This is a genomic window from Falsiroseomonas sp., from assembly GCF_051860665.1.
Classification (GTDB): domain Bacteria; phylum Pseudomonadota; class Alphaproteobacteria; order Acetobacterales; family Acetobacteraceae; genus Falsiroseomonas.
Genome location: NZ_JBHYDM010000005.1, coordinates 162,244 through 188,793, shown reverse-complemented (window position 1 = coordinate 188,793; position 26,550 = coordinate 162,244). Strand labels below are relative to the sequence as shown.

Annotated in this window: 15 protein-coding genes and 1 tRNA gene; 5 read left to right on the top strand and 11 right to left on the bottom strand. The window is 71.4% G+C overall.

Going from position 1 to position 26,550, the window contains the following annotated elements:
• Positions 1-52: 52 nt before the first annotated feature.
• Entirely contained in the window at positions 53-1,165 is a 1,113-nt protein-coding gene (leuB, locus tag ACTIF1_RS07555; protein ID WP_439595779.1) for a 3-isopropylmalate dehydrogenase, read from the top strand.
• Between the two features lie 58 nt (positions 1,166-1,223).
• Positions 1,224-1,300 (top strand) — tRNA-Arg (locus tag ACTIF1_RS07550).
• Positions 1,301-1,441: 141 nt separating this feature from the next.
• Here the strand turns inward: ACTIF1_RS07550 and ACTIF1_RS07545 are convergent.
• The 11 genes from ACTIF1_RS07545 to ACTIF1_RS07495 form a co-directional block, all read right to left on the bottom strand.
• Positions 1,442-2,149, bottom strand: coding sequence for a hypothetical protein (locus ACTIF1_RS07545; RefSeq protein ID WP_439595778.1), 708 nt, complete (start codon positions 2,147-2,149; stop codon positions 1,442-1,444).
• A 130-nt stretch (positions 2,150-2,279) separates the two neighbouring features.
• Positions 2,280-4,319 carry a hypothetical protein gene (locus ACTIF1_RS07540; RefSeq protein WP_439595777.1) on the bottom strand — a complete coding sequence of 680 codons (2,040 nt, stop codon included), beginning with the start codon at positions 4,317-4,319 and terminating at the stop codon, positions 2,280-2,282.
• 137 nt (positions 4,320-4,456) lie between these two features.
• Entirely contained in the window at positions 4,457-5,554 is a 1,098-nt protein-coding gene (locus tag ACTIF1_RS07535; RefSeq protein WP_439595776.1) for an alpha-hydroxy acid oxidase, read from the bottom strand.
• A gap of 53 nt (positions 5,555-5,607) precedes the next feature.
• The gene (gene glgX / locus ACTIF1_RS07530; RefSeq protein WP_439595775.1) at positions 5,608-9,684 is read right to left on the bottom strand and encodes a glycogen debranching protein GlgX; all 4,077 of its coding nucleotides are present in this window, start codon (positions 9,682-9,684) and stop codon (positions 5,608-5,610) included.
• Positions 9,674-11,116, bottom strand: a complete 1,443-nt coding sequence (gene glgA / locus ACTIF1_RS07525) for a glycogen synthase GlgA (protein ID WP_439595889.1) — start codon at positions 11,114-11,116, stop codon at positions 9,674-9,676. Before glgA ends, glgX begins: the two co-directional genes overlap by 11 nt.
• Before the next feature lie 2 nt (positions 11,117-11,118).
• Positions 11,119-12,390, bottom strand: coding sequence for a glucose-1-phosphate adenylyltransferase (gene glgC, locus ACTIF1_RS07520; protein ID WP_439595774.1), 1,272 nt, complete (start codon positions 12,388-12,390; stop codon positions 11,119-11,121).
• Positions 12,374-14,584, bottom strand: coding sequence for a 1,4-alpha-glucan branching protein GlgB (glgB, locus tag ACTIF1_RS07515; protein ID WP_439595773.1), 2,211 nt, complete (start codon positions 14,582-14,584; stop codon positions 12,374-12,376). Before glgB ends, glgC begins: the two co-directional genes overlap by 17 nt.
• A gap of 37 nt (positions 14,585-14,621) precedes the next feature.
• Positions 14,622-17,114: a glycogen/starch/alpha-glucan phosphorylase gene (locus ACTIF1_RS07510; protein WP_439595772.1), complete on the bottom strand. Its 2,493-nt coding sequence runs from the start codon at positions 17,112-17,114 to the stop codon at positions 14,622-14,624.
• A 130-nt stretch (positions 17,115-17,244) separates the two neighbouring features.
• Positions 17,245-18,189: a glucokinase gene (locus tag ACTIF1_RS07505; RefSeq protein WP_439595771.1), complete on the bottom strand. Its 945-nt coding sequence runs from the start codon at positions 18,187-18,189 to the stop codon at positions 17,245-17,247.
• Complete coding sequence (locus tag ACTIF1_RS07500; protein WP_439595770.1) at positions 18,186-18,938, bottom strand: SDR family NAD(P)-dependent oxidoreductase; 753 nt, start codon at positions 18,936-18,938, stop codon at positions 18,186-18,188. Before ACTIF1_RS07500 ends, ACTIF1_RS07505 begins: the two co-directional genes overlap by 4 nt.
• Positions 18,939-18,951: 13 nt before the next feature.
• Complete coding sequence (locus tag ACTIF1_RS07495; protein ID WP_439595769.1) at positions 18,952-19,698, bottom strand: SDR family oxidoreductase; 747 nt, start codon at positions 19,696-19,698, stop codon at positions 18,952-18,954.
• A 157-nt stretch (positions 19,699-19,855) separates the two neighbouring features.
• On the opposite strand from ACTIF1_RS07495, the gene ACTIF1_RS07490 reads away from it, so the two are divergent.
• The 3 genes from ACTIF1_RS07490 (at position 19,856) to ACTIF1_RS07480 (ending at position 26,505) form a co-directional block, all read left to right on the top strand.
• Positions 19,856-23,131: a DUF2126 domain-containing protein gene (locus ACTIF1_RS07490; protein ID WP_439595768.1), complete on the top strand. Its 3,276-nt coding sequence runs from the start codon at positions 19,856-19,858 to the stop codon at positions 23,129-23,131.
• Between the two features lie 77 nt (positions 23,132-23,208).
• Positions 23,209-25,635, top strand: coding sequence for a circularly permuted type 2 ATP-grasp protein (locus ACTIF1_RS07485; RefSeq protein WP_439595767.1), 2,427 nt, complete (start codon positions 23,209-23,211; stop codon positions 25,633-25,635).
• Positions 25,636-26,505 (top strand): transglutaminase family protein, encoded by an 870-nt coding sequence (locus ACTIF1_RS07480; RefSeq protein ID WP_439595766.1) that lies wholly within the window; start codon positions 25,636-25,638, stop codon positions 26,503-26,505. It abuts the gene before it with no gap.
• The last annotated feature ends 45 nt before the right edge of the window (positions 26,506-26,550 follow it).

Genomic DNA, 26,550 nt, shown 5'->3' with positions numbered 1-26,550 from the left:
ACCCTCCCCCGCGAGGCGGGGGAGGGAGAGCTTTCCCCGACAGGACACCCCCATGCCCGCGAACAAGAAACTTCTCATCCTGCCCGGTGACGGCATCGGGCCGGAGGTGATGCGCGAGGTCCGTCGCCTCATCGACTGGATGGACCGCCGCCGCAGCGTCACCTTCGAGATCACCGAGGGCCTGGTCGGTGGCGCCGCGCTGGACGCCACCGGCTCGCCCTGCCCGGATGAGACGGTGGCCGCGGCCGCCGCCGCCGATGCCGTGCTCTTCGGCTCCGTTGGCGGCCCCAAGTGGGACAGCCTGCCCTTCGACAAGCGGCCGGAGCTCGGCATCCTGCGGCTGCGCAAGGACCTGGGCCTCTTCGCCAACCTCCGCCCCGCCGTGGTGCTGGATGCGCTGATCGATGCCTCCGCCCTGCGGCCGGAGCTGGTGCGCGGCCTCGACATCATGATCGTGCGCGAGACCACCGGCGGCATCTATTTCGGTGAGCCGCGCGGCATCCATGTGAACGAGCAGGGCAAGCGCATCGGCATCGACACGGAGATCTATTCCGAGGACGAGATCGCCCGCGTCGCCCGCGTCGCCTTCGACCTGGCCCGCAAGCGCCGCAACAAGGTGACCAGCGTCGAGAAGGCCAATGTCATGCAGTCCGGCCGCCTCTGGCGCGCCGTGGTCGGCGAGGTGGGCAAGGCCGAGTATCCGGACGTCGAGCTGGAACACATGTATGCCGACAACTGCGCCATGCAGCTGGCGAGCCGTCCCAAGCAGTTCGACGTGGTGCTCGGCGGCAATCTCTTCGGCGATGTGCTGTCGGACCTTGCGGCGGCGCTGACGGGCTCGCTCGGCATGCTGCCCTCCGCCACCATCGGCGCGCTGCAGCCGGATGGCCGCCGCAATGCGCTGTATGAGCCCATCCACGGCTCGGCGCCCGATATCGCCGGCAAGGGCATCGCCAATCCCAGCGCCCAGATCCTGTCCTTCGCCATGCTGCTGCGCCTGTCCTTCGGCATGGACGAGGATGCGGCGCTGATCGAGCAGGCGGTGGAGAAGGTGCTCGGCGGCGGGCTGCGCACGGCCGATATCATGGGACCCGGCATGGCCCGCGTGGGCACCACGGTGATGGGCGAGGCCGTGCTGCGGGAGCTTGAAAAACTCTCTGCATGAAATTCCGATAGCGGGGTTGCGCGATCCCAGCTCCCCCGCTATCTAGCGCCTCCCGTGCGGACCCGTAGCTCAATTGGATAGAGCACCAGACTACGGATCTGGGGGTTAGGAGTTCGAATCTCTTCGGGTCCGCCACGGGTTCTTTCACTGCCAGCGCCAGGACTTGCGCTGCTGATGTAGAAAAGGCCGGATCCTTGGATCCGGCCTTTCTGCGTTTCGGGCGGATGGCGTCCCGGCCTGGAAAGGCGGCGCCCCGGGTGGGGGCGCCGTCGGCCGTCAGCTTCCCGCATAGGCGGGGCGGATCATCATCCCGCCATGCCGGTTGGCGATGTGCTGGAACAGCAGCCGGTCCTCCCGCGTCAGCTCCAGCAGCTGCTCGCAGGTCTCGCTGGTCAGGGTCACCTTGCCCTGCCCATCCGTCACATTCTCCCGCCCCGGGGTCTGCGGGTCGAGGCCCAGCCACCGGTGCAGCGTGATGGAGACATCCGGCACCCGGGCCGTGGTGCCGACCAGGGCATAGGACTGCTCCAGCACCGGGATGGCCTCCGCCGCCGTGGTACGGCCGGTCAGCTGACGGCAGGCCTCGGCGGCCAGCTCCTGGCCGGAATCGGCGATGAACTCGGCGAAGCCGCGGTCGCGGAAGATGTCGTGCAGCGGGTGCTCCACCCAGGTAGACATGTAGTTGAAGGCGGAGAGAAGGCGGGAGACGGGGTCGCGCAGCAGCGTCGCGAAACGCGCGCCCGGCGCCGCCACCGCCTGGGCCTCCTCGAAGGTGAAATGGCCGCTCACCATGCTGTAGCGCGCCACCTCCTCCGGCGGCATGACCCGGAAGGCCTCCTGCGCCGCGCTGTCGCCGATGCGCAGCACGCTGCCCTCCGGCAGGCCGCGCTCCAGCGCCGCATGCAGGGCGAAGCCGCCGGTCTTCGGCAGATGGACGAAAATCAGCTGCGGCGGCCGCGCCGGCTGCCCATGGTCGTTCGGCATTGACTCCAAGCACTCCTCCAACCACCCGGCTGGCCAGGCCAGCTTCGATGCGCTGGTGTAGCAGCGTGGACGACCCGGCGGGCAGTCCTCCGCCACGGCTTTCGTGGCGTCCGGCCTGGCCGGATGGTTTTCACGGGGAAGTGATATCGGCCGGCGGGCGGGCGCGGCGGGGGCGGAGGAAGGCGTAGAGCACCAGCAGGAAGCCAGCCAGCCAGACCGAGCCGACGATGGCGCTGCGCCAGGGGCGCAGGCTGGCCAGCCAGGCGCCGGCGGCGGCGAGCGACAGGCCCTCCGGCGGCTGCGCCTCGGGATAGGCGATGCGGAGCTGCGGCGCCGGTCCGCTCGACCAGGCCAGCGCCACGCCCTGGCCATCGAGCAGCGCGATATCGCCGCGGTCCAGGCGTGGCGCCACGGGCGGCAGCAGCGGCGCCGGCCCCACCTGGCGCAGCCAGAGGCCCGGATGGCCGGCCGCCGTGACCAGCTGCGCCGCGATCAGCCGGTTCAGCCCGCCCAGCTCCGCCACCGGTCGGCCCTCCCGGTTCGAGAGCCGGATGCGGCCGGCATCGAAGCGCAGCATCGGGTCGCTGCCCGCCGGCGGCTCGATGGTGGCCGCGACGAAGGGGCCGGTCGGATCGGCGGGGGTGCCCGGCTCGGCCAGTGTCACCCGCAGCGGTGCCGCCGGGGGCACCAGGGCGCGCAGCACCCAGAGCAGGGGGTTCAGCCCCTCCGCCACCAGCACCCGGCCGGGGGCATCCACCAGCACCTCCAGCCCCGCGCCGAAGGCCGCCGGCAGGTCCAGGAAGTCCCGCGGCGGGCCCGCGGGCGCCAGGCGCAGCAGGCTGCTGGGCAGCAGCTGCGCCGGCCCGCTGGCCGAGGCCCGGTTCAGCACGACCGAGAGGCGGTTCTCCGCCAGCAGGGCGCCGGGCGGCACCGGCAGCAGCAGCCGGGCGTTGCCTTCGGCGGAGAGGGTGGCGGCGCCCAGGATCTCGCCATTCAGCAGCACGGTGCCGACGGCGCGCGCCCCGCCCGGATCCGGCGCCGCACGCAGCGCCACCTCCAGCGCCTCCAGCCGCATGCCCGGGGGCAGGTCGCGGGGGGAGAAGGAGAGGTCCCATTCGGCGCGGGTGGCCTCCTGCGGCGCCGTGCTGCCGCGCAGCGCGGCGAAGGGCAATGTGGTGGGGGGCCGGGTGGTGGCCGGGCCCTCCGCGCCGCCGGAGACGGCGCCCATCAGCGCGGCCTCCCGCAGCGGACTGTCGAGCAGCCGGGCCAGGCCTTCGGGCGCCGCGCCGCCCAGGGTCAGCACCGGCAGTCCCTCCAGCATCCGCACCGCCGCGGCCTCGGGCCCCAGCCCGACCAGCACGGTGCCGGTGGTCCAGAGGCGGGTGCCGCCCGGGCCGGGCAGGGCGCGGCCCGGCGGGGCGCTGGCGATCGTCACCTCCCGCCCCGTGGCGGCCAGGGCCAGGCCGATCTGCAGGGCGGCGGCGGCCTCGGATGGGCTGATCGGGCCGGGTCGCAGCAGCACCTGCGTCACCTGCGGCAGCAGGCGGAACAGCGCTGCGACGGAAAGCTCGGCCGGATCGGGCAGCAGCAGGGTCACTTGGCTTTCCGGCCGCAGCGTGGCGCGGGCCGGATCGGCATCGCCCACCAGGCGCAGCGCGATCTGCAGCCTGCCCTCCGGCCGCGCCAGCAGGTCGGCGGGCAGCGGCAGTTCGAGGAGCAGCGGGCCGGGCGCCTCGGTGAAGGCGCGGCTGTCCAGCAGCCGTCCCTCCACGCGCAGCTCCACCGCATGCCGGCCGCCGAAGGGTGCCGCCAGGTCGATGGCCAGCGCCAGCCGGCCGGCGAGCCCCGGCTGGTTGCGCGGCAAGGGCAGGTCCAGGGTGAGGCCCTGCATATCGAAGGACAGGCTGGCCGCGGGGCCGAGTTCCGCCAGGCCGATGCGCCGCTGCAGCGGCGGCCCGCTGCGCGCGGGCTCGGGGGAAGCGAGGCCGGGCAGCGCCGGCTGTGACCCTGCGGGCAGGAGGGGCGCCGGCGGTGGCGGCAGGGGCAGCGGCTCCGCGGCGGCGGGCCGGGGGCGGTTCTGGGCCTGGGCCACGGGCAGGCCGGCCGGCAGCAGGGCCAAGGCGAACAGGGTCGCGGCGGTGCGGCGAAGGAAAGGGCGTTCGGCTCGCACGGGTCCTCGGTCAGTCGATGCGCCGCGGAAGACCGGTCCGGCACCTTGGCACGGTGCCGGGTCGGGGATTCGCGCGGCGGGCCAGATGGTGGGCGGCGGAGTATTCCACCCGCCGGACCGGCGCGGCAAGTGACGGCTCAGTAGCGATCCGGCTCCGCCAGCAGGGGGAAGGCGGAATGCACATGCGGCGGCACGACGGGATCGACGCGCTTCAGCATGCCCGGCTCCACGGCCGCGAAACTGGTGGCGCCGAGCAGGCCGAGGCAGGTCTGCACCTCATCCTCCAGCAGTTCCAGCACGCGCCGAACGCCGTCCTGCCCGGCGGCGGCCAGGCCGTAGCAATAGAGCCGGCCGAGCCCCACCACCTCCGCCCCCAGCGCCACGGCCTTCACCAGATCCGTACCGCGGCTAATGCCGCCATCCATCCAGACCCGGGCGCGGCCGGCCACGGCCTCCACCACCTCCGGCAGCACGGCCAGCGAGCCGCGGCCGTGGTCCAGCTGCCGGCCGCCATGGTTCGAGACATAGACCACCTCGATCCCATGCTCGACCGCCATCGCCGCATCCTCGCCGGTGCCGATGCCCTTCAGGATCAGCGTCACATTGGGATGCTGCGCCCGCACGCGGGCGATATCGGCCCAGGAGAGCGCAGCCTGGTAGTTCATGCCCGAGGAGCGCGCGCGCCAGTGCTTGACGAATCGCTTGGCGATGTCGCGTTCGCGGCGGCTGTAATGGGCGGTGTCGACCGTGATGGCGAAGGCGTCGTAGCCCGCATCCATGGCGCGGCGGATGTGTTCGTCGATGAACTCCGGCCCGCCGCGGACGTAGAGTTGAAAGACCTTGGCGCCGTCCGGATTGGCCTGGGCGGAGCCCTCCAGCCCCGGCTCCGTCACGCTGCTGACGATGATCGGCACGCCGAACTCCGCCGCCGCGCGGCCGGCCGTGGCCGCGCCGCCGGGATCGAAGGAATCGAGCGAGCCGACCGGGGCCAGCGCCACCGGCAGGCGGATCCGGCGCTTCCCCAGGAAATCGCCACTGCTGTCCACCTTGGACACATCGCGCAGCACGCGCGGGCGGAAGGCCCAGGCATCCAGCGACGCGCGATTGCGCAGCAGGGTGGTCTCGGTCTCCGTCGCGCCGACCAGGTAGTCCCAGATATTGGCGTTGAGCCTGAGCTTCGCGGCCTTCACCAGCTCATGCAGCGTCTGGAATTTCTGCTGTCCCTCGGCCGACATTCCACGTTCCCCTTGATCCCTGACGCCATCCTGCAACGGGGATCGGGCGCGGCCTACCCCCGCAGGCCACGCAAGGCCGCAAGGATCGCCTGCGCGCGTGGCAGGGCGGCGAGGCCCGAGACCGGCACCGGCAGCCGCCTGCGCCAGTTCGGGCGTTCGCGGTCGGTGCCGGGCAGGTTCACCGCCTGGGTCTCGCCCGCCAGATCCTCCGCCTGCACCAGCAGCAGGGCGGAGGGGGTGAGGGCGACGAGCGCGTGGATGGCAGCCGCCAGCGCATCGTCCATCGGGCCATCGGCCGCAGCGCCTTCCGGCAGCAGGCCCTGCCCCTCCAGCGCCGCCAGCAGCGCCGCGCGGTCCGCCGCGCGCTCCGCCTGCGCTGCCACCACATCCGGCAGCAGGCCGAGCGACGCGCGCTCCGCGAGATCGGCGCCCTCCCAGAAGCCCTGCAGCGTGGCGAGGTCGTGGGTGGAGACGCAGGCGGCGGCGCGGGCGGGCCAGGTCTCGGGCGGGGTGAAGCGGCTGCCCTGCCGCTCGAACCACAGCACGCGGTAGGAGAGGATATTGGTGGATTGCAGGGCATGGCCGATGCCCTCCGGCACCGTGCCCAGATCCTCCCCCACCACCAGGCACGCGGCCCGCGTGCTCTCCAGCGCCAATTGACCCAGCAGATCCGAAAAAGGCTGGGCGAGGTAGGTGCCCTCGGAGCCCTTCGCACCCTCCGGCACCAGGAACAGGCGCTTCAGCCCCAGCACATGATCCACCCGCAGCGCCGCGGCGTGGCGCATATTGGCGCGGATCAGACGCGCAAAGGGGGCGTGGCCCAGCGCCTCCCCATGCCGCGGATCGGGCGGCGGCAGGCCCCAGACCTGGCCGTCCAGCGCGAAGGGATCGGGCGGCGCGCCCACCGAGAAGCCGGGCAGGAAGCGGCTGTCGCCGGACCAGATCTCGGCGCCATCCGGCGCCGCGCCCACGGCAAGGTCGCGGTATAGCCCGGCGCCCGCGCGACCGGCCTCCGCCAGTTGCGCATCCGCGACCCATTGCTGGAAGGCGGCGAAGCCGATGGCGTCGGCATGTTCGGCGCGGAAGGCGGCGAGGCCGGAATCGGCGCCATGCCGCAGCCCGGCAGGCCAGGCGCGGGAATCGCTGTGGCCGATGCGGTCGGCGATGGCGACGAAGGTGCAGAAGTGTTCGAGCGCCGCGCCGCCCTCCCGCCGGAAGGCCGCGAGGCCCTCCGGCTCGGTCTTCAGGCGGCGCCAGGCGGCGAGCAGCACGGCGCGCTTGGCGGCCCAGACAGCGGCATGGTCCACGGACTCGCCCGCCGCGAGCGCCGCGAAGATCGGCGCCGCCTGCGCCATCTCGGGCAGCGCCCCGACATCCGGCAGCGCCGTGACATCCACAAAGATCGGGTCGAGGAAGCGGCGGTCGGAGGGGTGGTAGGGGCTGGCGCGGCTGCGATCGGTGGGAAATAGGGCATGCGGCGGGCTGATGCCCACCATGGCCGCGCCCTGCTGCTGCGCCATGGCGGCGAATTCCGCCAGCGCGGAGAAATCGCCGATGCCCTGGTCGCGCGCGCCGCGCAGCCCGTAGATCTGCGCCGAGAGGCCGAAGCGGCGGCCGCCGGCGTCGAGGTCGCCCGGCAGGTGGCAGCGCGCCGGCGCCACCGTCAGCAGGCAGGCGCGCTCCGGCGCCGCCTCGTCGCGCAGCAGATGCCGGCCCGGCGGCAGCGGCGGCAGGCTGACCAGCCGCTGCGCCGCGGCGCGACCATTGGGCAGCACCAGGCGCTGCGTCTCCCCGGCCTCGGGCGGCACCGGGATGCGCTGCGTGCTGCCATCCTCCGCCGTCAGCAGCAGCATGCGCGGCCGGTCCGACAGCGGCAGCGCCAGCCGCGCGGGCGTCGCGCCGCGATGGGTGAGGGAGGCGGGCAAGGCGGGCAGGGCGGAGAGGCTCTCCAGGCTGTGCCGGATCGCTGCCGCATTGCCGGCCGGCAGGCCGAGTGCGTCGAGCAGGGCGCGCAGCGTGCTGGGCGGCACCACCACCTCCGGCCCCGAAATCGGATACCAGCTGGTATCGATGCCGGCGGCCTGGGCGAGGCGGGCCAGCGGCGCCGCATCATCGGTCGCGACCGCGGCGCGCGGCGTTTCGGCCAGCAGCAGCGCGGCGCGGGCGGGCAGCGTGGCGGGCAGGGCGGTGGCCTTGGGGTCCGCACTATCGGCCAGCAGGCGCCAGGCCTGGCCGGGGCGCGGCGGGGGAAGGGTGAGGGGCAGCGCCTCCTCCCCCGCATTCAGCGCCAGCAGGCAGCGATCCCCGGCCTTGTACAGCAGCGCGAGCAGCGCCCGCCGCTCCGCGTCCTGCCAATCCGGCTGCTCCAGGGCGGCGCCATCGGGCCGCAGCCAGGCCACATCCGGCAGGCCATCGGCCTGCGCGACGCCGGTCAGCGGCGCCGCATCATGCAGCGCCGGATGCGCCAGGCGGGCTGCGACCAGCCGGGCGGTGAAGGCGCAGAGGTCCTGGTCCATCGCCGTCCAGTTGAACCAGCTCAGCGCATTGTCCTGCGCATAGGCATTGTTGTTGCCGCCCTGGCTGCGCCCGGCCTCGTCGCCCATGCACAGCATGGGCGTGCCGCGCGCCAGCAGCAGCGTGGCCAGCAGCGCGCGCTGGTCGCGCCGGCGGCGGGCGGTGACCGCCGCATCGTCGCTGCGTCCCTCGACGCCGCAGTTCCAGGAGAGGTTGTCGCTGGTCCCGTCCCGGTTCTGCTCGCCATTCGCCTCGTTGCGCTTTTCCGAGTGGCTGACGAGGTCGGCGAGGGTGAAACCGTCATGCGCCGTGACGTAGTTCACGCTGTCCGTCAGCGGGCGGCCGCCAAAGATATCGGCGGAACCGGCGAGGCGGGTGGCCAATGCGCCGACACCGCCCGCATCGCCGCGCCAGAAGCGGCGGATGTCATCGCGGAAGCGGTCGTTCCACTCGCCCCAGCCGGACGGGAAGCGGCCGAGCTGGTAGCCGTCGCGGCCGATGTCCCAGGGCTCCGCGATGATGCGCAGCCGGCGCAGCACCGGGTCCTGCCGCATGGCCTGGATCAGGGGTGCATCGGCATCGAAGCCACCCTCGCGCCGCGCCAGGGTGGTGGCGAGGTCCAGGCGAAAGCCATCGAGGCCGGCCTGTTCCGCCCAATGGCGGAAGGCGTCCATGGCCAGGCGCAGCGGCCAGGGGCGGTCCAGCGCCAGGGTATTGCCGGTGCCGGCATCGTTCGCGTAGCGGCGGCCATCCTCCGGCAGCAGCCGGTGGAAGGCGGCATTGCCCAGCCCCTTCAGCGAGAGGGTGGGGCCGAGCTCGTCGCATTCGCCGGTGTGGTTGAAGACCACGTCCTGAATGACCGCGATGCCGGCCGCCTGCAGCGCCGCGACTGCCGCCCGCACCTCCGCTATGCCGCCCGGCGCCAGGCGCGGATCGGGCGCCAGCAGCGCCACGGGGTTGTAGCCCCAGTAATTGGCCAGGCCGAGCGGCGGCAGGTGGCGTTCGTCGATCCAGGCGGCGGCCGGCAGCAGCTCCACCATGGTCACGCCGAGGCGTCTGAGATGCGCGATGCTGGCTTCGTGGCCAAGGCCGGCGAAGGTGCCGCGCAGCCTTTCGGGGACCGCCGGGTTGGTCTGCGAAAACCCCTTCACATGCAGCTCGTAGATTATCTGCGGGCCGCTGGGCGCGCTGCGCGTCAGTGGCGGCAGCGGCGCGGCCAGGATCGCCTTCGGCAGGAAGGGCGCGCTGTCGGTCTCATCGGGCATCTCGCCCGTGTCGGACAGCGCAGGGTGCAGCGCAAAGGGGCGGTCGAGCTGCGCCGCCCAGGGATCGACCAGCAGTTTTTGCGGGTTGAAGCGATGGCCGCGCTGCGGCTGCCAGGGCCCGGCAACCCGCAGCCCGTAGCGCGTGCCGGTGGCAAGGCCCGCGACATGGCCGTGATGCACATCCCCGCTGCGGCCTGGCAGGCGGATGCGTGCCACCTCCCGGTCCTGCCCATCGAAGATGCAGAGGAAGACGGCGGTGGCATCCGGCGCGGGCCAGGCGAAATTCGCGCCGGTGGCGTCGAGCGTCGCGCCGAGCGGCTCGGCCAGGCCCGGGCTGGCCTCAGCCTGCATGCGTGACCGCGTCCCGATAGAGCGTGGCATAGCGCGCGGCCGAGCGGGTCCAGGAGACATCGCAACGCAGCGCATTGGCCTGCAGCTTGCGGAAGGCCGGCTGGTCGCGCCACAGCGCCGCCATGCGCAGCACGGCGGCCTCCAGCATCTCCCGGTTCACAGGGGAGAAATGCACACCCGTGCCCTGGCCCTCGGCGAGGGCCATTTCATTCGCGTCGATCACGCTGTCCGACAGGCCACCGACATGGGCGACCAGCGGCAGCGCGCCGTAGCGCAGCGCGCAGAGCTGGGCGAGGCCGCAGGGCTCGAAGCGGCTCGGCACCAGCACCACGTCGGAGCCCGCATAGATCTGCCGGGCCAGCGCCTCGTCATAGCCGATCTCGTGCCCGACGCGGCCGGGATTGGACCAGGCGGCGGCGCGGGTCGCCGCCTCCAGCTCCGCATCGCCGGTGCCGAGGATGGCAAGCTGCGCGCCCTGGCTGAGCAGGGTGCCGAGCGCGCCGAGGATGAGGTCCACGCCCTTCTGCCAGGTCAGCCGGCCGACGAAGCCGAACAGCAGCGCCTCCGGATCCTCCTCCAGCCCCAGCCGCCGTTGCAGCGCCGCCTTGTTGGCGGCGCGCGGCGCGACATCCGCGGCGCTGAAATTCGCCGGCAGCAGCTTGTCCCTCGCCGGGTCCCACGAGACTTCGTCGATGCCGTTCAGGATGCCGGAGACGATGCCGGCGCGGCCGCGCAGCAGCCCATCCAGGCCCATGCCCATCTCCGGCGTGCGGATCTCCGCGGCATAGGTGGGGGAGACGGTGGTGATGCGGTCCGCATACCAGAGCCCGGCCTTGAGGAAGCCGGTGGTGCCGAAATACTCCAGCCCCTCCACCGACAGGGCCTGCGGCGGCAGGCCCAGCAGCGGAAACAGCGCCAGCGGGAATTTTCCCTGGAAGGCCAGGTTGTGCACGGTGAAGACGGACGGCACGCGCTTGCCCGCATAGCGCAGATAGGCGGGGGCCAGGCCGGCCTGCCAGTCATGCGCATGCACCAGGTCGAAGCCCAGGTTGCGGATGCCCCCCGTGCCGACCAGCGCGGCCATGGCGCCCAGCGCCGCGAAGCGCACGCCATTATCCGCCCATTCGCCGCCCTGCGGCGAGAGATAGGGGTTGCCGGGACGGGCGAAGAGATGCGGCGCGTCGATGGCGATGATGTCCATCCCCGCCACCTCCCCGCGCTGCAAGCGCGCCGGCCCGCCGAAAAGGTCATCGATGCGCCGCAGCGCCCTGCCGCCGCCCATCGCGGCCATGACGGCGGGATAGCCCGGCAGCAGGGTGGTGACGCGGATGCCCTGCGCCGCCAGCGCCGAAGGCAGCGCGCCCACCACATCCGCCAGCCCGCCGGTCTTCACCAGCGGCACGCATTCGGAGGCGACGGAGAGGACGCGCAGGCTCATGCGGTGAGCTTGTCCAGCATGGCCTGCGTCACCAGGCAGATGCCCTTCTCGGTGCGTCGGAAGCGGCGCGCATCCTCGATCGGATCCTCGCCGATCACCATGCCCTCCGGGATCCGCACGCCGCGATCGACCACCACATTGGTCAGCCGCGCGCCACGCGCCACATCGACATAGGGCAGCAGCACGCCGCCCTCCACCTTGGTGTAGGAATGCAGGTGCACGCCGGTGCAGAGCAGCGAGCGACGCGCGCTGCCGCCGGAGACGATGCAGCCGCCGGAGACGAGGGAGGAGATCGCCTCGCCCCGCCGGCCTTCCGCGTCGTGCACGAACTTGGCCGGCGGCACCACCTCGGCATAGGTCCAGATCGGCCAGTCGCGGTCGAAGAGGTCGAGCTCCGGCACCACATCCGTCAGGTCGATATTCGCTTCCCAATAGGCGTCGATGGTGCCGGCATCGCGCCAATAGGGCGTCGCCTCGGCGGAGGAGCGGACGCAGCTGCGCTCGAAGCGATGCGCCACCGCCTTCCCGTGCTTCACCAGGTAGGGGATGATGTTGTGGCCGAAGTCGCGCTGGCTTTCGGGATCCGCCGCATCGCGCCGCAGCTGGTCGAACAGGAACTTGGTTTCGAAGACGTAGATGCCCATGGAGGCCAGCGCCAGGTCCTCGCGGCCCGGGATGCCGGGCGGGTCCTTCGGCTTCTCCAGGAAGGCCACGATGCGGGCATCGCGGTCCACATGCATCACGCCGAAGGCCGTCGCCTCCATGCGCGGCACGGCGATGCAGCCCACGGTCACGTCCGCGCCGGATTCGACATGCTGCTGCAGCATGTACTCGTAATCCTGCTTGTAGACGTGGTCGCCGGCGAGGATGACCATGTGGCGCGGCGCCAGGTCCTCGATGATGTCGATGTTCTGGTAGACGGCGTCGGCGGTGCCGAGATACCAGTTCTGGCCATCGCCGCGCTGGCTGGCGGGCAGGATGTCGAAGCTCTCGTTCCGCTCCGGCCGCATGAAGTTCCAGCCGCGCTGCAGGTGGCGGATCAGGCTATGCGCCTTGTACTGGGTGGCCACGCCGATGCGGCGGATGCCGGAATTGATGGCATTCGACAGCGCGAAATCGATGATGCGCGACTTGCCGCCGAAGAACACCGCCGGCTTGGCGCGGCGATCGGTCAGCTCCATCAGGCGCGAGCCGCGGCCGCCCGCCAGGACGAAGGCCATGGCGGTGCGGGCCAGTGGCGCGGAGGCCTGGCTACGGCTGGTCGGCATGGTCTTCTCCCTCTCCGTCATCCACACTCTCCGGCATCAGGTAGATGGTGGCCAGAGGCGGCAGCACCACGATGGCGGAAGCGGGCATTCCATGCGCCGGCAGCGCCTCCGCCACCACGCGCCCCAGATTGCCCAGGCCCGAGCCACCGAAGCCAGTGGCATCGGTGTTCAGGACTTCCCGCCACACACCCGCCTGCGGCAGGCCGAAGCGGAGATGAAACCGCGGAACGGGCGTCAGGTTGCACAGCACCGCAACCGGGGGTCCGCCTTCGCCATCCATGCGCAGCCAGCTGAAGGTGGAATGCTCGGCATCATCCGCGTCGATCCAGCGGAAGCCCTCGTAATCCGCATCCCGCGCGTGCAGCGCGGGGATGGTGCGGTAGAGATGGTTGAGCTCGCGCACCAGGGTCTGCACGCCCTGGTGGGGCGGGAATTGCAGCAGCCACCAGTCCAGCTCCCGCGCCTCGGACCATTCGCGCCATTGCGCGAATTCGCCGCCCATGAAGAGCAGCTTCTTGCCCGGATGGCCGTACATGAAGCCGTAATAGGCGCGCAGCGTGGCGAAGCGCTGCCAGTCATCGCCCGGCAGCCGGCCGAGCAGCGATCCCTTGCCATGCACCACCTCGTCATGGCTCAGCGGCAGCACGAATTTTTCCGAGAAGGCGTAGACCATGCCGAAGGTGACCAGGTTGTGGTGCCAGCGGCGATGCAGCGGATCCAGCGCGATGTAGCGCAGCGTGTCGTTCATCCAGCCCATATTCCACTTGAACTGGAAGCCGAGCCCGCCATCCTCCGGCGCATGGGTGACCCCGGGCCAGGAGGTCGCTTCCTCCGCGAAGACCGCGGCCCCAGGCGCCTCCTCCGCCACCAGCGCATTCACCTGGCGCAGGAAGGCGACGGCCTCGTGATTCTCCGTGCCGCCTTCCTCATTCGGGGTCCAGTCGCCGGGGGCACGGCCGTGGTCGAGATGCACCATGGTCGAGACGGCATCGACGCGCAGCCCGTCCGCATGGAATTCCTGCGTCCAGTACAGCGCATTGGAGGCGAGGAAGGCCGCCACCTCGCGCCGGCCGAAATCGAAGGTCGCGGTGCCCCAGCCCTTGTGGAAGCCGCGCTTCGGGTCCGGATGCTCATAGAGCGTATGGCCGTCGAAGCGGATCAGCCCGTGCCTGTCCTGCGGGAAATGCGCCGGCACCCAATCCAGGATCACGCCGAGGCCCTGGGCATGGCAGGCCTGGATGAAGCGCTTGAGCCCCGCGGCATCGCCCATGCGCGCGGTGGGCGCATGCAAGCCGATCGGCTGGTAGCCCCAGCTCTCGTCCAGCGGATGCTCCATCACCGGCATCAGCTCGATATGCGAGAAACCCATCCAGGCGACATAGGGCACCAGGGCGGTGACCAGCTCATCCCAGCTGTAGAAGCGGCCATCCGGATGGCGGCGCCAGGAGGGTGCATGCAGCTCATAGATCGCGATCGGCGCGCGGGCCGAATTCGCCACATCGCGCCGCGCCAGGAAGTCCGCATCGTCCCAGGGAAAATCCGCCTCCGCCTCGACGAGCGAGGCGGTCGCCGGCCGAAGCTGCGCCGCGCGACCGAAGGGGTCCGCCTTCAGCGGCTGGACCTGTCCATCCGCGCCCAGGATCTCGTACTTGTAGGCCGCCCCGGCGCCGAGGCGGGGCACAAAGATCTCCCACAGCCCGCTGTCGAGGCGCTTGCGCATCGGGTGGCGGCGGCCGTCCCAGGCATTGAAATCGCCGACCACGGAAACCCGCTTCGCATTCGGCGCCCAGACGGCGAAGCGCGTGCCCTCCATGCCCTCATGCACCACCAGATGCGCGCCCAGGCGTTCATGCAGGCGGCGATGCGTGCCTTCCACCAGCAGATGGTCGTCGAGCGGGCCCAGCGTCTCGCCGAAGCGATAGGCATCCTCCAGCTCCCAGACCCCGCCGGCATTCTCGGCCCTCAGGCGATAGCCGAAAGGCATCCGGCGTTTCGGCAGCAGATCCTCGAAGATGCCGGCGGCATCGCGCTGCGTGAGCGCGATGGGGGCGCCGCCATCGGCGGGCAGCACGAAAAGCCGCTCCGCATCCGGCACGAAGGCGCGCAGGACCAGCCCCTCCGCCACCTCATGCGGCCCAAGCCAGGCGAAGGGATCGCCATGGCGGGCATTCCGCAGCGCCTCAAGCTCAGCCATTGGCATGCGCCAGGCTTCCATCATGGGCGCTTCACCTTCATCGGTTGTCGGGGCTTCGTTTGATCGGCACGTTCCAGATCTCCTCCGCATATTCCGCGATCGTGCGGTCGGAGGAGAACCAGCCCATATTCGCCGTGTTCAGCACGGCGGATTGCCACCAGGCGGCGGGATTGCGCCAGCGTTCGTCGACGCGGCGCTGCGCATCGAAGTAGCTGTCGAAATCCGCGGTCACCAGGAAGTAGTCGGAGGCGCGCAGCGAGGCGACCAGGTCGCGGTAGCGGGTGGGATCGTCCGGCGAGAAGACGCCGGCCTCGATCTGCTCCAGCGCCTCCTTCAACCGGCGGGAACGCGCGATGGCGGCCGCGCCCTGGATGCCGGCGGCGCGGTGCTTGGCCACCTCCTCGGTGGTCAGGCCGAAGATGAAGATATTCTCGTCGCCGACATGTTCCTTGATCTCCACATTGGCGCCGTCGAGCGTGCCGATGGTGAGCGCGCCGTTCAGCGCCAGCTTCATGTTGCCGGTGCCCGATGCCTCCATCCCCGCGGTGCTGATCTGCTCGGACAGATCGGCGGCGGGGACGATGATCTCGGCGAGCGACACGTTGTAGTTCGGCAGGAACACCACCTTCAGCAGATTGCGCACGGTGGGGTCGCTGTTCACCACGCGCGCCACGTCATGCGCCAGCTTGATGATGAGCTTCGCCCGGTGGTAGCTGCTGGCCGCCTTGCCGGCGAAGATCTTGACCCGCGGCGTCCAGTTCTTGGTCGGCTGGCTGCGGATCTCGTCATACAACGCGACCGCCTCGATGACGTTCAGCAGCTGGCGCTTGTATTCGTGGATGCGCTTGATCTGCACGTCGAACAGCGCGTCGGGGTCCAGCTTCAGCTGGTACTGGTCGCGCACCAGCGCCGCCAGCGCCTGCTTGTTGGCGCGCTTCACGGCGGCGAACTTTTGCTGGAAGCCGCTGTCGGTCGCCAAGGGGCGCAGCCGTTCCAGCGCCTCGGGATTGTCCAGCACCTCCGCGCCGCAGGCCTCCACCAGCAGGCCTGTCAGGCCCGGATTGCACTGCTGCAGCCAGCGGCGGAAGGTGATGCCATTGGTCTTGTTGGTCAGCCGCCCCGGGAAAAGATGGTGGAAGTCGGCGAAGACGGTCTGCTTCAGCAGGTCCGAATGCAAGGCCGAGACGCCATTGACCTTGTGCGAGCCGACCACCGCCAGATGGCCCATGCGCACGCGCCGGCCATGCCCTTCCTCGATCAGCGAGACGGAGGAGAGCAGCCGCCCATCATCCGGATTGCGGCCCCGCACCTCATCCAGGTGGAAGGCGTTGATCAGGTAGATCAGCTGCATGTGGCGCGGCAGGAGCCGCTCCATCAGGGGAACGGGCCAGCTTTCCAGCGCCTCGGGCAGCAGCGTGTGGTTGGTGTAGCTGATCGTGCGGCGCGTGATGTCCCAGGCCTCGTCCCATGCGATGTCATGCAGATCGACCAGGATGCGCAAAAGTTCCGCCACGACGATGGCCGGATGCGTATCGTTCAGCTGGATCGCGACGCGATCGGGCAGCGACCAGATGTCGCCGTAGACGCGCATGTGCCGCCGCACCAGGTCCTGCAGCGCGGCGGAGGAGAAGAAGTATTCCTGCCGCAGCCGCAATTCCTGCCCCGCCGGACTTTCATCCGAGGGGTAGAGCAGCTTCGAGATGCTCTCCGCGCGCACCTTCTCGCTCAACGCGCCGACATGGTCGCCGGAGTTGAAGGCCTCGAGCTTCAGCGCATCCGTCGCGCGCGCCGACCACAGGCGCAGCGTGTTCACATGCGCGCCGCGCCAGCCGACGATCGGCGTGTCATAGGCCACGGCCTGCACCGTCTCGCCCGGCTTCCAGACATGCTTCACCCGGGCCTCGGAGACGGTGACCGCCTCCACCACCCCGCCGAAGCCGATGGTGTGGGAGATTTCGGGACGTGCGAATTCCCAGGGATTGCCGAAGTTCAGCCAGTCCTCAGGGAATTCATGCTGCCAGCCGTCGCGGATGATCTGGCGGAACAGCCCGTGATCGTAGCGGATGCCATAGCCGAAGGCGGGAATGCCGAGGCTGGCCATGCTTTCCATGAAGCAGGCGGCAAGGCGCCCCAGGCCGCCATTGCCCAGTGCCGCATCGGGTTCGGCGATGCGCAGCTTTTCCGGATCCACGCCGAGCGGCTCCAGCGCCTCCCGGATCGCGCCGACCAGGCCCAGGTTGCAGACATTGTCGCGCAGCAGCCGGCCGATCAGGAATTCCAGGCTCAGGTAATAGACCTGCTTCGCGCCGGACTGGTAGGTGGCCCGCGTCAGGTCGATCCAGCGATCGACGATGCGGTCCCGCACCGCCAGCGCCGTGGCGATGAACCAGTCGCGGTCGCGCGCGCCGAGGCGGCTTTTCCCCAGGTCGTAGGTCAGCTTGTGCAGGATCGTCGCGCGCAGCGCCGCGGCATCCTCCGCCGGCGCGCCGGGGGCAGGGTGGTCCAGGCGCGGCGGGTTCGGCGTGTCCATGGGCGTGTGGCTCCTCGGGGCGACGGGCGCAGGCGCGCAGCGCGGCCTCGCGCTGCTTTGCAGCAATTTGTATGGGGTGCCAAATGAAATACAAGCTTGCGAGGCAGGCGGCCGCCGCCGCCGCCAGGCTTCAACCGGCGGCCTGCCGCGCCAGGGCGGCGAGACCCACGAAGGCCGGCGCCGGATGCGTCACCGCCGCCAGCGGAACATCCGCCATCCAGTGCCGCATCGGCGGCTTGGCCTCGAACTGGGCGCGGAAGCGCACGGCATCCAGCCGCGGCAGCAGGCGCGGCAGGATGCCGCCGGCGATGAAGACGCCGCCACGCGCCCCCCAGGCCAGCGCCATGTCCCCCGCATAGCCGGCCAGGAAGGCCAGGAAATGCGCCAGCGCCTCATCCGCCACCGGGCAGGTGCCGGCGGCGGCGACGATGGCTGCGGCATCGCGCTGCGGCGCGGCCACGCCCTGCAGCTCGGCCGCGATGGCATGCAGGTTCACCAGGCCGCGGCCCGAAAGCGCTTCCTCTGCCCCGGCGCGGCCGCAGCGGGCGCGAAGGGCTGCGATCACCGCATCCTCCCGCGCCGTCTCCGCCGCCAGGCCGATATGCCCGCCCTCCGTCGGAACCGCGACCGGGTCGCCCCCGGTCGGCACCAGCCCCGCCGCGCCGAGCCCCGTGCCGGGCCCGACCACCAGCATGGGGGCGGTGGCCACCGCCGTGCCGCCGCCGATCCGGTGCAGATCGCCCTCCGCCAGATGCGGCAGCGAATGGGCGAGTGCCAGAAAATCGTTCACCAGCCACACGCGCTGCATGCCGAATCTTTGCGCAATGGCGGCGCTTTGCAGCGACCAGGGCGCATTGGTCAGCCGCACCGGCTCCGCCAGCACGGGCCCGGCCAGCGCCAGCACGGCGCGGTCCGGTGGCTGGGGCGGCGCAAGGCGCCGCAAAGCCTCCTCCATCGCCGCCTCGGCGGTGGGAAAACCCGCCACCGGCAGGATGACGGGCGCGCCGATGCGCCCGTCCTGCAGCAGCGCGAAGCGGGCATTGGTGCCGCCGATATCCGCCAGCAGCGCCCTCAATAGGTGGCGCGCCCGCCGGAGATGTCGAAGATCGCGCCGGTGGAGAAGGAGCAGTCGGGCGAGGCCAGCCAGCAGATCATGCCGGCGATCTCCTCCACCTCGACGAAGCGCCCCATGGGAATCTTGGACAGCATGAAGGCGATATGGGCCTCCGTCATCTGGTTGAAAATATCGGTCTTGGCCGCCGCGGGCGTCACGCAGTTCACGAGGACGTTCTTCGTCGCCAGCTCCTTCGCCAGCGACTTGGTCAGGCCGATCAGCCCGGCCTTGCTGGCGGAATAGTGCGCGGCATTCGGGTTGCCCTCCTTGCCGGCGACGGAGGCGACATTCACCACGCGCCCCCAGCCATTGGCGACCAGGTGCGGCACCAGCGCCTGGCTGACCAGGAAGGGCGCGGTCAGGTTCACCTCCACCACGCGGCGCCACTGCGCGGGCGGGATTTCCGCCACCGGCATATTGCCGCCGGTGATGCCGGCATTGTTGACCAGGATATCCACCTTGCCGTGGGTCGCCAGCGTCTTCGCCGTCGCCTCGGCCACCGCGAGCTCATCCGCCAGGTCCAGCACCTGGGCGGAGACACTGCCATCGGCGGCCAGCGCGGCGCGGCTTTCCTCCGCCTTGGCGGGGTCCGCATCCCAGATCGAGACGGCGGCGCCGGACTGGATCATGCGCCGCGCCACGGCCAGGCCGATGCCGCGCGCGCCGCCGGTGACGACGGCGACGCGGCCCTGCAGGTCGAGCTTGTTCATGAGATCCGGCTCCTCATCCACGACCGACGAAGGGCATCTTGCTGGCCATGATGGTCATGGTCAGCACATTGGTCTCCAGCGGCCAGGCGGCCATCTGCGCGACGGCGCGGCCGACATGGTCCACCTTCATCAGCGGCTCCGCCTTGATGGACCAGTCGGCCTGCGGCACGCCCTTGGCCATGCGCTCCGCCATCGGGGTCGCGGCATTGCCGATATCGATCTGCCCGACCGCGATATCGAAGCGTCGGCCGTCGAGGTTCATGGACTTGGTGAGGCCGGTGACGGCGTGCTTGGTCGCCGTATAGGGCGCGCTGCCCGGCCGCGGCGCATGGGCGCTGATCGAGCCGTTGTTGATGATGCGCCCGCCCATCGGGTCCTGCTTCGCCATCATGCGGAAGGCCGCATGCGCCACCAGGAACACGCCGTTAAGGTTGACGTTCACCACCTTGAACCACTGTTCCGCCGTCAGCTCCTCGAAGGGCGTGCCGGGCACGTTGTTGCCGGCATTGTTGAACAGCAGGTCCAGCCGGCCGAACTCTTTTGCCAATGTGGCGAAGGCGGCGTCGATCTGGGCGGGGTCGGTGACATCGGCCGGAACCACCAGGGTGCCGCCGCCCTGGCACAGGCCGGCGGTCTCCTCCAGCGCGTCCTTGCGGCGGCCGAGCAGGGCCACGGTCCAGCCTTCCGCCGCCAGCGCGATCGAGGCGGCGCGGCCGACGCCGGAGCCGGCGCCCGTCACCAGTGCATATTTTTGAGCCATTCCCGTTCCCCCAAAGGCCATTGCGGCGGCAGGGTGGAGCGCCCGGCCCCATCCTGTCCACCCAGGCGGCGCCCGGCGCGCATGGGCGGCCTTGCGGCGGTCACCATTCCAATGGGATAGCGAAAGGTGAAAATCCGGCCGGGACAGACCCCACCCCATGAGCATCCACGCCGCGCTCACCCATCGCACCAGCTACCGCTATGACAGGCTGGTCGGCATGTCGCCGCAGCTCATCCGCCTGCGCCCGGCGCCGCATTGCCGCACGCCGATCCTGTCCTATTCGCTGGATATCTCGCCCAAGCCGCATTTCCTGAACTGGGTGCAGGACCCGCAGGGCAATTTCATCGCCCGCGTGGTCTTCCCGGAGCGCGTCCGGGAATTCGTCGTCACGGTGGACCTGCTGGCCGACATGGCCACCATCAACCCCTTCGACTTCTTCGTGGAGCCGGAGGCGGAGAGCTTCCCCTTCACCTACGACCCCGTCCTGGCGCAGGAACTGGCGCCCTTCCGCCGCGTGAGCGCCCCCGGCCCGCTGCTCGACGCCTATCTCAAGGGCATCCCGCGCGAGGCGCCGAGCACCGTCAACTACCTGGTCGACCTCAACCAGAAGCTCTCCACCGAGATCGACTATATCGTGCGCATGGAGCCCGGCGTCTGGACGCCGGAGGAAGTGCTGGCCAACCGCAAGGGGTCCTGCCGCGACTCGGGGTGGCTGCTGGTGCAGATCCTGCGCCACCTCGGCTTCGCCGCGCGCTTCGTCTCCGGCTACCTGATCCAGCTGGTGCCGGATGTGAAATCCGTCACCGGCCCGGTCGGCACCTCGGTCGACTTCACCGACCTGCATGCCTGGTGCGAGGTCTATGTGCCCGGCGCCGGCTGGATCGGCCTCGATGTCACCTCCGGCCTGCTGGCCGGCGAGGGCCATATCCCGCTGGCCGCGACACCGGAGCCGGCCTCCGCGGCCGCCATCACCGGTGGCGTGGACAAGGCGGAGACCGAATTCGGCTTCCACATGAAAGTCCGCCGCGTCGCGCAATCGCCGCGCGTGACCAAGCCCTATGCGGAGGCGGACTGGGCGCGGATCATGGCGCTCGGCACGCAGGTGGACGAGGTGCTGGCGCAGCGCGACGTGCGCCTGACGGTGGGCGGCGAGCCCACCTTCGTGGCGGAGGGCGATCGCGACGCCGCCGAGTGGAACACCGATGCGCTGGGCCCGACCAAGCGCAAGCTGGCCGGCCGGCTGCTGCGCCGGCTGCAGCCGCTCTGGGCGCCGGGTGCGGCGCTGAGTTATGCGCAGGGCAAGTGGTATCCGGGCGAGCCGCTGCCGCGCTGGGGCCTGCATTGCCACTGGCGCGCCGATGGCGAGCCGGTCTGGACCGACCCCGCGCTGCTCGCCAGCGACGACGATACGGATGACGCCACGCCGCAGGACGCCGCGGCCTTCGCTGCGTCGCTCGCCACGCGCCTGGGCCTCGATCCCGCGCTGCGGATGCCGGCGCGGGAGGATGTGCACTACTACCTGTGGAAGGAGCAGCGCCTGCCGGCCAATGTCGTGGCCGAGGATGCGAAGCTGAAGGACCCGCTGGAACGCGCGCGCCTCGCCCGCCTCTTTGGCCAGGGACTGGCCGCCGAGGTCGGCAGCGTGCTGCCGCTCCGCCGCGCGGGCGTGGGCGCCGACCGTGCCTGGGAGTCAGGAAAGTGGTCGTTCCGGGAGGGCGAGCTCTTCCTGATCCCCGGCGACAGCCCCATGGGCTTTCGGCTGCCGCTGGACAGCCTGCCCTGGGCCGCGGCGGAGTCCATCGAGGCCGAGCCGGAGCCCGACCCCTTCGCCCGTCGCGAACCTTTGGCGCCGCATCGCGAGGGCCCTGCGCGCGCCCGCATCGTCGAGCAGCCGGTGCCGGAGCCGGGGAAGGAGGAGCCGGGCGTGGTCCGCACCGCGCTCTGCGTCGAGCCGCGCAACGGCCTGCTCCACATCTTCCTGCCGCCGCTGGCCCTGGCCCAGGACTGGCTGGACCTGGTTGCCGCCATCGAGGCGACCGCGCGCGAGGCCCAGCGCAAAATCTTCCTGGAAGGCTACCCGCCGCCGCACGACCCGCGCCTGCCCAGCTTCTCCATCACCCCCGATCCGGGCGTGATCGAGGTGAACGTCCACCCCTCCGCCAGCTGGCCGGACCTCGCCGCGCGCACCGAGACGCTCTACGAGGAAGCGCGCCAGATCGGCCTGGCCGCGGAAAAGTTCATGCTGGATGGCCGCCATGTCGGCACCGGCGGCGGCAACCACATGGTGATGGGCGCGGCGACGCCGGCGGACAGCCCCTTCCTGCGCCGGCCGGACCTGCTGAAGTCGCTGGTCGGCTTCTGGCACAACCATCCCTCGCTTTCGTATCTGTTCAGCGGCTTGTTCATCGGCCCGACCAGCCAGCATCCCCGCGTCGACGAGGCGCGCAGCGATGCGGTGCATGAGCTGGAGACGGCGCTCGCCGAGGTGCCTCCCCCCGGCACGCAGGTCTCGCCCTGGCTGGTCGACCGCATCTTCCGGAACCTGCTGGTCGACATGACCGGCAATACCCACCGGACCGAGTTCTGCATCGACAAGATGTATGATCCGGGCCGGGCAGGGGGGCGCCTCGGCCTGGTGGAGTTCCGCGGCTTCGAGATGCAGCCGCATTGGCGCATGTCGCTCGCCCAGCAGCTCCTGCTGCGCAGCCTGGTCGCCGGCTTCTGGGAACGCCCCTATGAGCGCCGCCTGATCAAATGGGGCACGCGGCTGCATGACGACTTCATGCTGCACCACCACGCCCGCCAGGATTTTGCGGAAGTGATCGAGGAGGTCCGCGCCCTCGGCTTCCCGGTGGAGGCCGATTGGTTCGAGCCGCATTTCGAGTTCCGCTTCCCGAAGGTCGGCCATATCGCCGTCCGCGGCATGGAGCTGGAACTGCGCAATGCGCTGGAGCCCTGGCATGTGCTGGGCGAGGAAACCACCTCCGGCGGCACCACGCGGTATGTCGACAGCAGCGTGGAACGGCTGCAGGCGCGCGTCACCGGCTGGGTGGAGGAACGCTTCACCCTCGCCTGCAACGGCGCCGCCGTGCCGCTGACGCCCACGGGGACGGAGGGCGAATACGTCGCCGGCATCCGCTTCAAGGCCTGGGACCCGCCCAGCGCCCTGCATCCCACGGTGCGCGCCCAGGCGCCGCTGACCTTCGATATCTGGGATAGCTGGACCGGCCGCAGCCTCGGCGGCTGCCAGCACCACGTTGCGCATCCGGGCGGCCGCAACTACCAGACCTTCCCGGTCAATGCGAACGAGGCCGAGGCCCGCCGCCGCGCGCTGTTCTTCGCCTTCGGCCATACGCCGGGCGCCATGCCGGCGCCGCGCGTGCTACAGTCCCGCGCCACCCCCCGTACCCTGGATCTGAGGCGCCACACCTGACCGACGCCCAACTGGCCGACCCCCTGCCGGCCCAAGCCGCGGCCCAAGGGGGCCAGGCCCCGCCGCAACTGGATGAGATGGTGGACGGCCGCGGCCAGGTGCGGCCGCACTGGCGCGGACTGCTCGGCGCCTTCTCCTCGCTCGGCTACCCGGCGGTCGCCGAACGCGGCCGCCGCCTCGATCGCGCCTTCGAGGAGGAGGGCGTGGCGACGGTGCTGGCCGATTCGCCCGGCCGCACCCGCCGCCCCTGGCGCTGCGACCCGGTGCCGCTGATGCTCTCGGCCGCCGAATTCGCGCGGCTGGAGGCCGGGCTGGCGCAGCGCGCGCGGCTGCTCTCGGCCATGCTGGACGACCTCTATGGCCCGCAGAGCCTGCTGGCGGAGGGCGTGCTGCCGGCCACGCTGGTCTTCGGCAATCCGCATTTCCTGCGCCCCTGCCGCGCCCCCGCCGCCGTGCCCTTTCCGCGCCTGACCTTCTACGGCGCCGATCTGCTGCGCGGGCCGGATGGGCAGTGGCGGGTGCTGGCGGATCGCGCCGGCGGCGCCAATGGCGTGGGCTTCGCGGCCGAGAACCGCAACCTGCTGGCCCGCGCCCTGCCGGAGGCCTTCCGGGCCGTGCAGGTGCGCGCGCTGCGGCCCTTCTTCGATACCTGGATCGACGCGCTGCAGGCCCTCGCCCCCTCCGGCGTCGACAATCCGCGCCTCGCCTTGCTGACGCCCGGCGCGAAGCAGGAGACCTGGCTGGAGCATCTTTTCCTGTCGCGCGAGCTCGGCCTGGAACTGGTGGAGACCGGCGACCTGACGGTGCGCGACGGCCAGGTGATGCTGAAGACGCTGCGCGGGCTGAAGCGCGTCGATGTCATCCTGCGACGGATCAAGGGCGAGGCCACCGACCCGCTGGAATTCGATGCCGGCACCGGCGTGCCCGGGCTGATGCAGACGCTGCGCGACGGCGCCGTGCGGCTGGTGAATGCGCCCGGCTCCATGCTGGCCGAGGCCCCCGGCGCCGCGCCCTACCTGCCCGCCTGCGCCCGCGCTTTGCTGCATGAGGAGCTGCTGCTGCCGGGGCTGGAGACGCTGTGGATGGGCGATCCGGCGGCGCACGCCATTGTCCAGGCCGAACCCGAGGCCTGGCGCCTGCGCTCCGCCTTCGACCCCGGCGAGGCGGCGCCGCTCGGGGCGCTGGAGGTCTTCTCCGAGGCCGGCAGCGCCGCCCCCTGGATGTTCGCCGCGACCCGGCCCATGCCGCCCTCCGCCGCACCGCAACTGGTGGGGGAGGCGCTGGAGCCTGCGCCTGTGGTGCTGCGCATGTTCCTGGCGCGCGATGCCATGGGCAATTGGCAGGCCATGCCGGGCGGCCTGGCGCATCTTCTGGAAGGCAGCGGCGCCATCGCCGGCCCGCCGGCCCGCCGCGGCGCGGCCAAGGACGTCTGGGTGATCGCGGAGGATGCGGAGGACATCGTGGGTCCCGCCGCGCCGCGCGCCGCAGCACTCGCCATCCGCCGCGCCTCCGGCGACCTGCCGAGCCGCGTGGCGGACGACCTCTACTGGCTCGGCCGCTATGTGGAGCGGCTGGATGCGGCGGCGCGGCTGCTGCGCGCGCTGCTGTCGCGGCTGCTGCGCGGCGCCGCCCTGCCGCGCGAGATCGCGGAGGTGCGCGCGCTGGCCCGCTGCCTGCACGCCGCCGGGCTGATCGAGGCCGAGGCCGCGGCCAGCCCCGCCGATGGCACCGCCCTGCCGCGCGCGCTCCGCGCCGCCGCCGGGCCGGGCGGCGCGCTGCTCGGGCTGCTGGAGGCGGTGGAGCGGCCGCAGGTCGCGGTGCGCGACCGGCTGACGCATGACATGTGGGCCGCCTTCGCGCATCTGATCCAGGAAGGCCGCGCGCGGCTGCTGCTGGGCACCGGCGGCGTCGATGCCCTGTCCCAGGCGGCCACCGCCATCATCCGCTTCTGCGCCACGCTCTCCGGCATCGCGGCGGAGAACATGGTGCGTGGCGGTGCCTGGATGTTCCTGGACCTCGGCCGGCGCATCGAACGCGCCACCGCCACGGCGCGCAACCTGGCGCATGCGCTGGACCAGCCGCCGCAGCGGCTGGAGGCGGGGCTGCGGCTCGCGCTCGAGATCTGCGACAGCGCGCTGACCTATCGCGCCCGCTATCTGGCGGCGGTGCAGGCCGCGCCGGTGCTGGACCTGGTGCTGGCCGATCCCGGCAATCCGCGCGCGCTGGGCTTCCAGCTTTCCGCCGTCTCCGACCGGCTGGCCGAGATCGGCGGGGCGGAGGATGGGCTGGCGGCCACCGCCGCTTCGCTGGCCGCGCGGCCGCAGGCGCTGGTCGATTCGGTGCTGCTGGCCACGGACCGGGACGCGGCGACGGCCGCGCTGCCGGCCGCCCTGCATGCGCTGGAGACGGAGACGGCGGCACTCTCGGATGCCGTGGCGCGGCGCTATGTCAGCCATGTCCGCACCCATGCGCTGGGCGAGACCGAGAGCGGGACGCCCGATTAGATGACGCGCTACAGCCTGTCGCACCGCACCGCCTATCGCTACGGCCGGTCCGTCGACCTCGCCTCCCACCTGCTGCACCTGTCGCCGCGGGAACTGCCGGGGCAGGTGGTGCGGCGGACGGCGATCGAGGTGCTGCCGCAGGGCGGGCGGCGGCGGGATGGCCGGGACCATTTCGGCAATGGCGTCACCTGGCTCTTCATCGGCAGCACGCATGACGCCTTCGAGGTGACGCTGGAGGCGAGCGTGGAGGTGGATTTCGCCCCGCCGCCGCCGGCCGGGGACACCCTGCCCTGGGAAGCGGTGCGGGAGGCGGCGCGCAGCCCGGAAGGCTGGGAGGTGGCGGAATTCACCCTGCCGAGCCATCACGCGCCGGCGGAACGCGCGGCCGGGCTCTATGCCGCGGAGAGCTTCCCGCCGGGCCGCCCGATCATGGCCGGGGTGCGGGACCTCTGCGCCCGCATCCGGCGTGACTTCGCCTTCCGGGCGGGCGTCACCACCATCTCCACCCCCGTCTCCCGCGTGCTGGAGCTGCGTGCCGGCGTCTGCCAGGATTTCGCCCATCTGATGATCGCGGGGCTGCGGGCGCTCGGCCTGCCGGCGCGCTACTGCTCCGGCTATGTCCGCACCCGGCCGCCGCCCGGGCAGGCGCGGCGCCAGGGGGCGGATCAGAGCCATGCCTGGGTCGGCTGCTGGCTGGGGCCGCTTCATGGCTGGGTGGACCTCGACCCGACCAATGACCTGGTGGTCTCCGACGAGCATCTGCTGCTGGCCTGGGGGCGCGATTTTTCAGATGTCAGCCCGGTGACGGGCATCCTGCTCGGCGGCGGGCGGCAGAAGCTGACGGTGGGGGTCGACCTGATCGCGGAATAGCGTCTGTCATGGTTCCGACCCTCGACGCTTCGCCGGGGGGCGCGG

Excerpts from the sequence above, each read along its gene's own strand:
- leuB (WP_439595779.1), top strand. The coding sequence starts at position 53 with ATGCCCGCGAACAAGAAACTTCTCATCCTGCCCGGTGACGGCATCGGG.
- ACTIF1_RS07545 (WP_439595778.1), bottom strand. The coding sequence starts at position 2,149 with ATGCCGAACGACCATGGGCAGCCGGCGCGGCCGCCGCAGCTGATTTTC.
- ACTIF1_RS07535 (WP_439595776.1), bottom strand. The coding sequence starts at position 5,554 with ATGTCGGCCGAGGGACAGCAGAAATTCCAGACGCTGCATGAGCTGGTG.
- glgX (WP_439595775.1), bottom strand. The coding sequence starts at position 9,684 with ATGCAGGCTGAGGCCAGCCCGGGCCTGGCCGAGCCGCTCGGCGCGACG.
- glgC (WP_439595774.1), bottom strand. The coding sequence starts at position 12,390 with ATGCCGACCAGCCGTAGCCAGGCCTCCGCGCCACTGGCCCGCACCGCC.
- glgB (WP_439595773.1), bottom strand. The coding sequence starts at position 14,584 with ATGGCTGAGCTTGAGGCGCTGCGGAATGCCCGCCATGGCGATCCCTTC.
- ACTIF1_RS07510 (WP_439595772.1), bottom strand. The coding sequence starts at position 17,114 with ATGGACACGCCGAACCCGCCGCGCCTGGACCACCCTGCCCCCGGCGCG.
- ACTIF1_RS07500 (WP_439595770.1), bottom strand. The coding sequence starts at position 18,938 with ATGAACAAGCTCGACCTGCAGGGCCGCGTCGCCGTCGTCACCGGCGGC.
- ACTIF1_RS07495 (WP_439595769.1), bottom strand. The coding sequence starts at position 19,698 with ATGGCTCAAAAATATGCACTGGTGACGGGCGCCGGCTCCGGCGTCGGC.
- ACTIF1_RS07490 (WP_439595768.1), top strand. The coding sequence starts at position 19,856 with ATGAGCATCCACGCCGCGCTCACCCATCGCACCAGCTACCGCTATGAC.
- ACTIF1_RS07485 (WP_439595767.1), top strand. The coding sequence starts at position 23,209 with ATGGTGGACGGCCGCGGCCAGGTGCGGCCGCACTGGCGCGGACTGCTC.
- ACTIF1_RS07480 (WP_439595766.1), top strand. The coding sequence starts at position 25,636 with ATGACGCGCTACAGCCTGTCGCACCGCACCGCCTATCGCTACGGCCGG.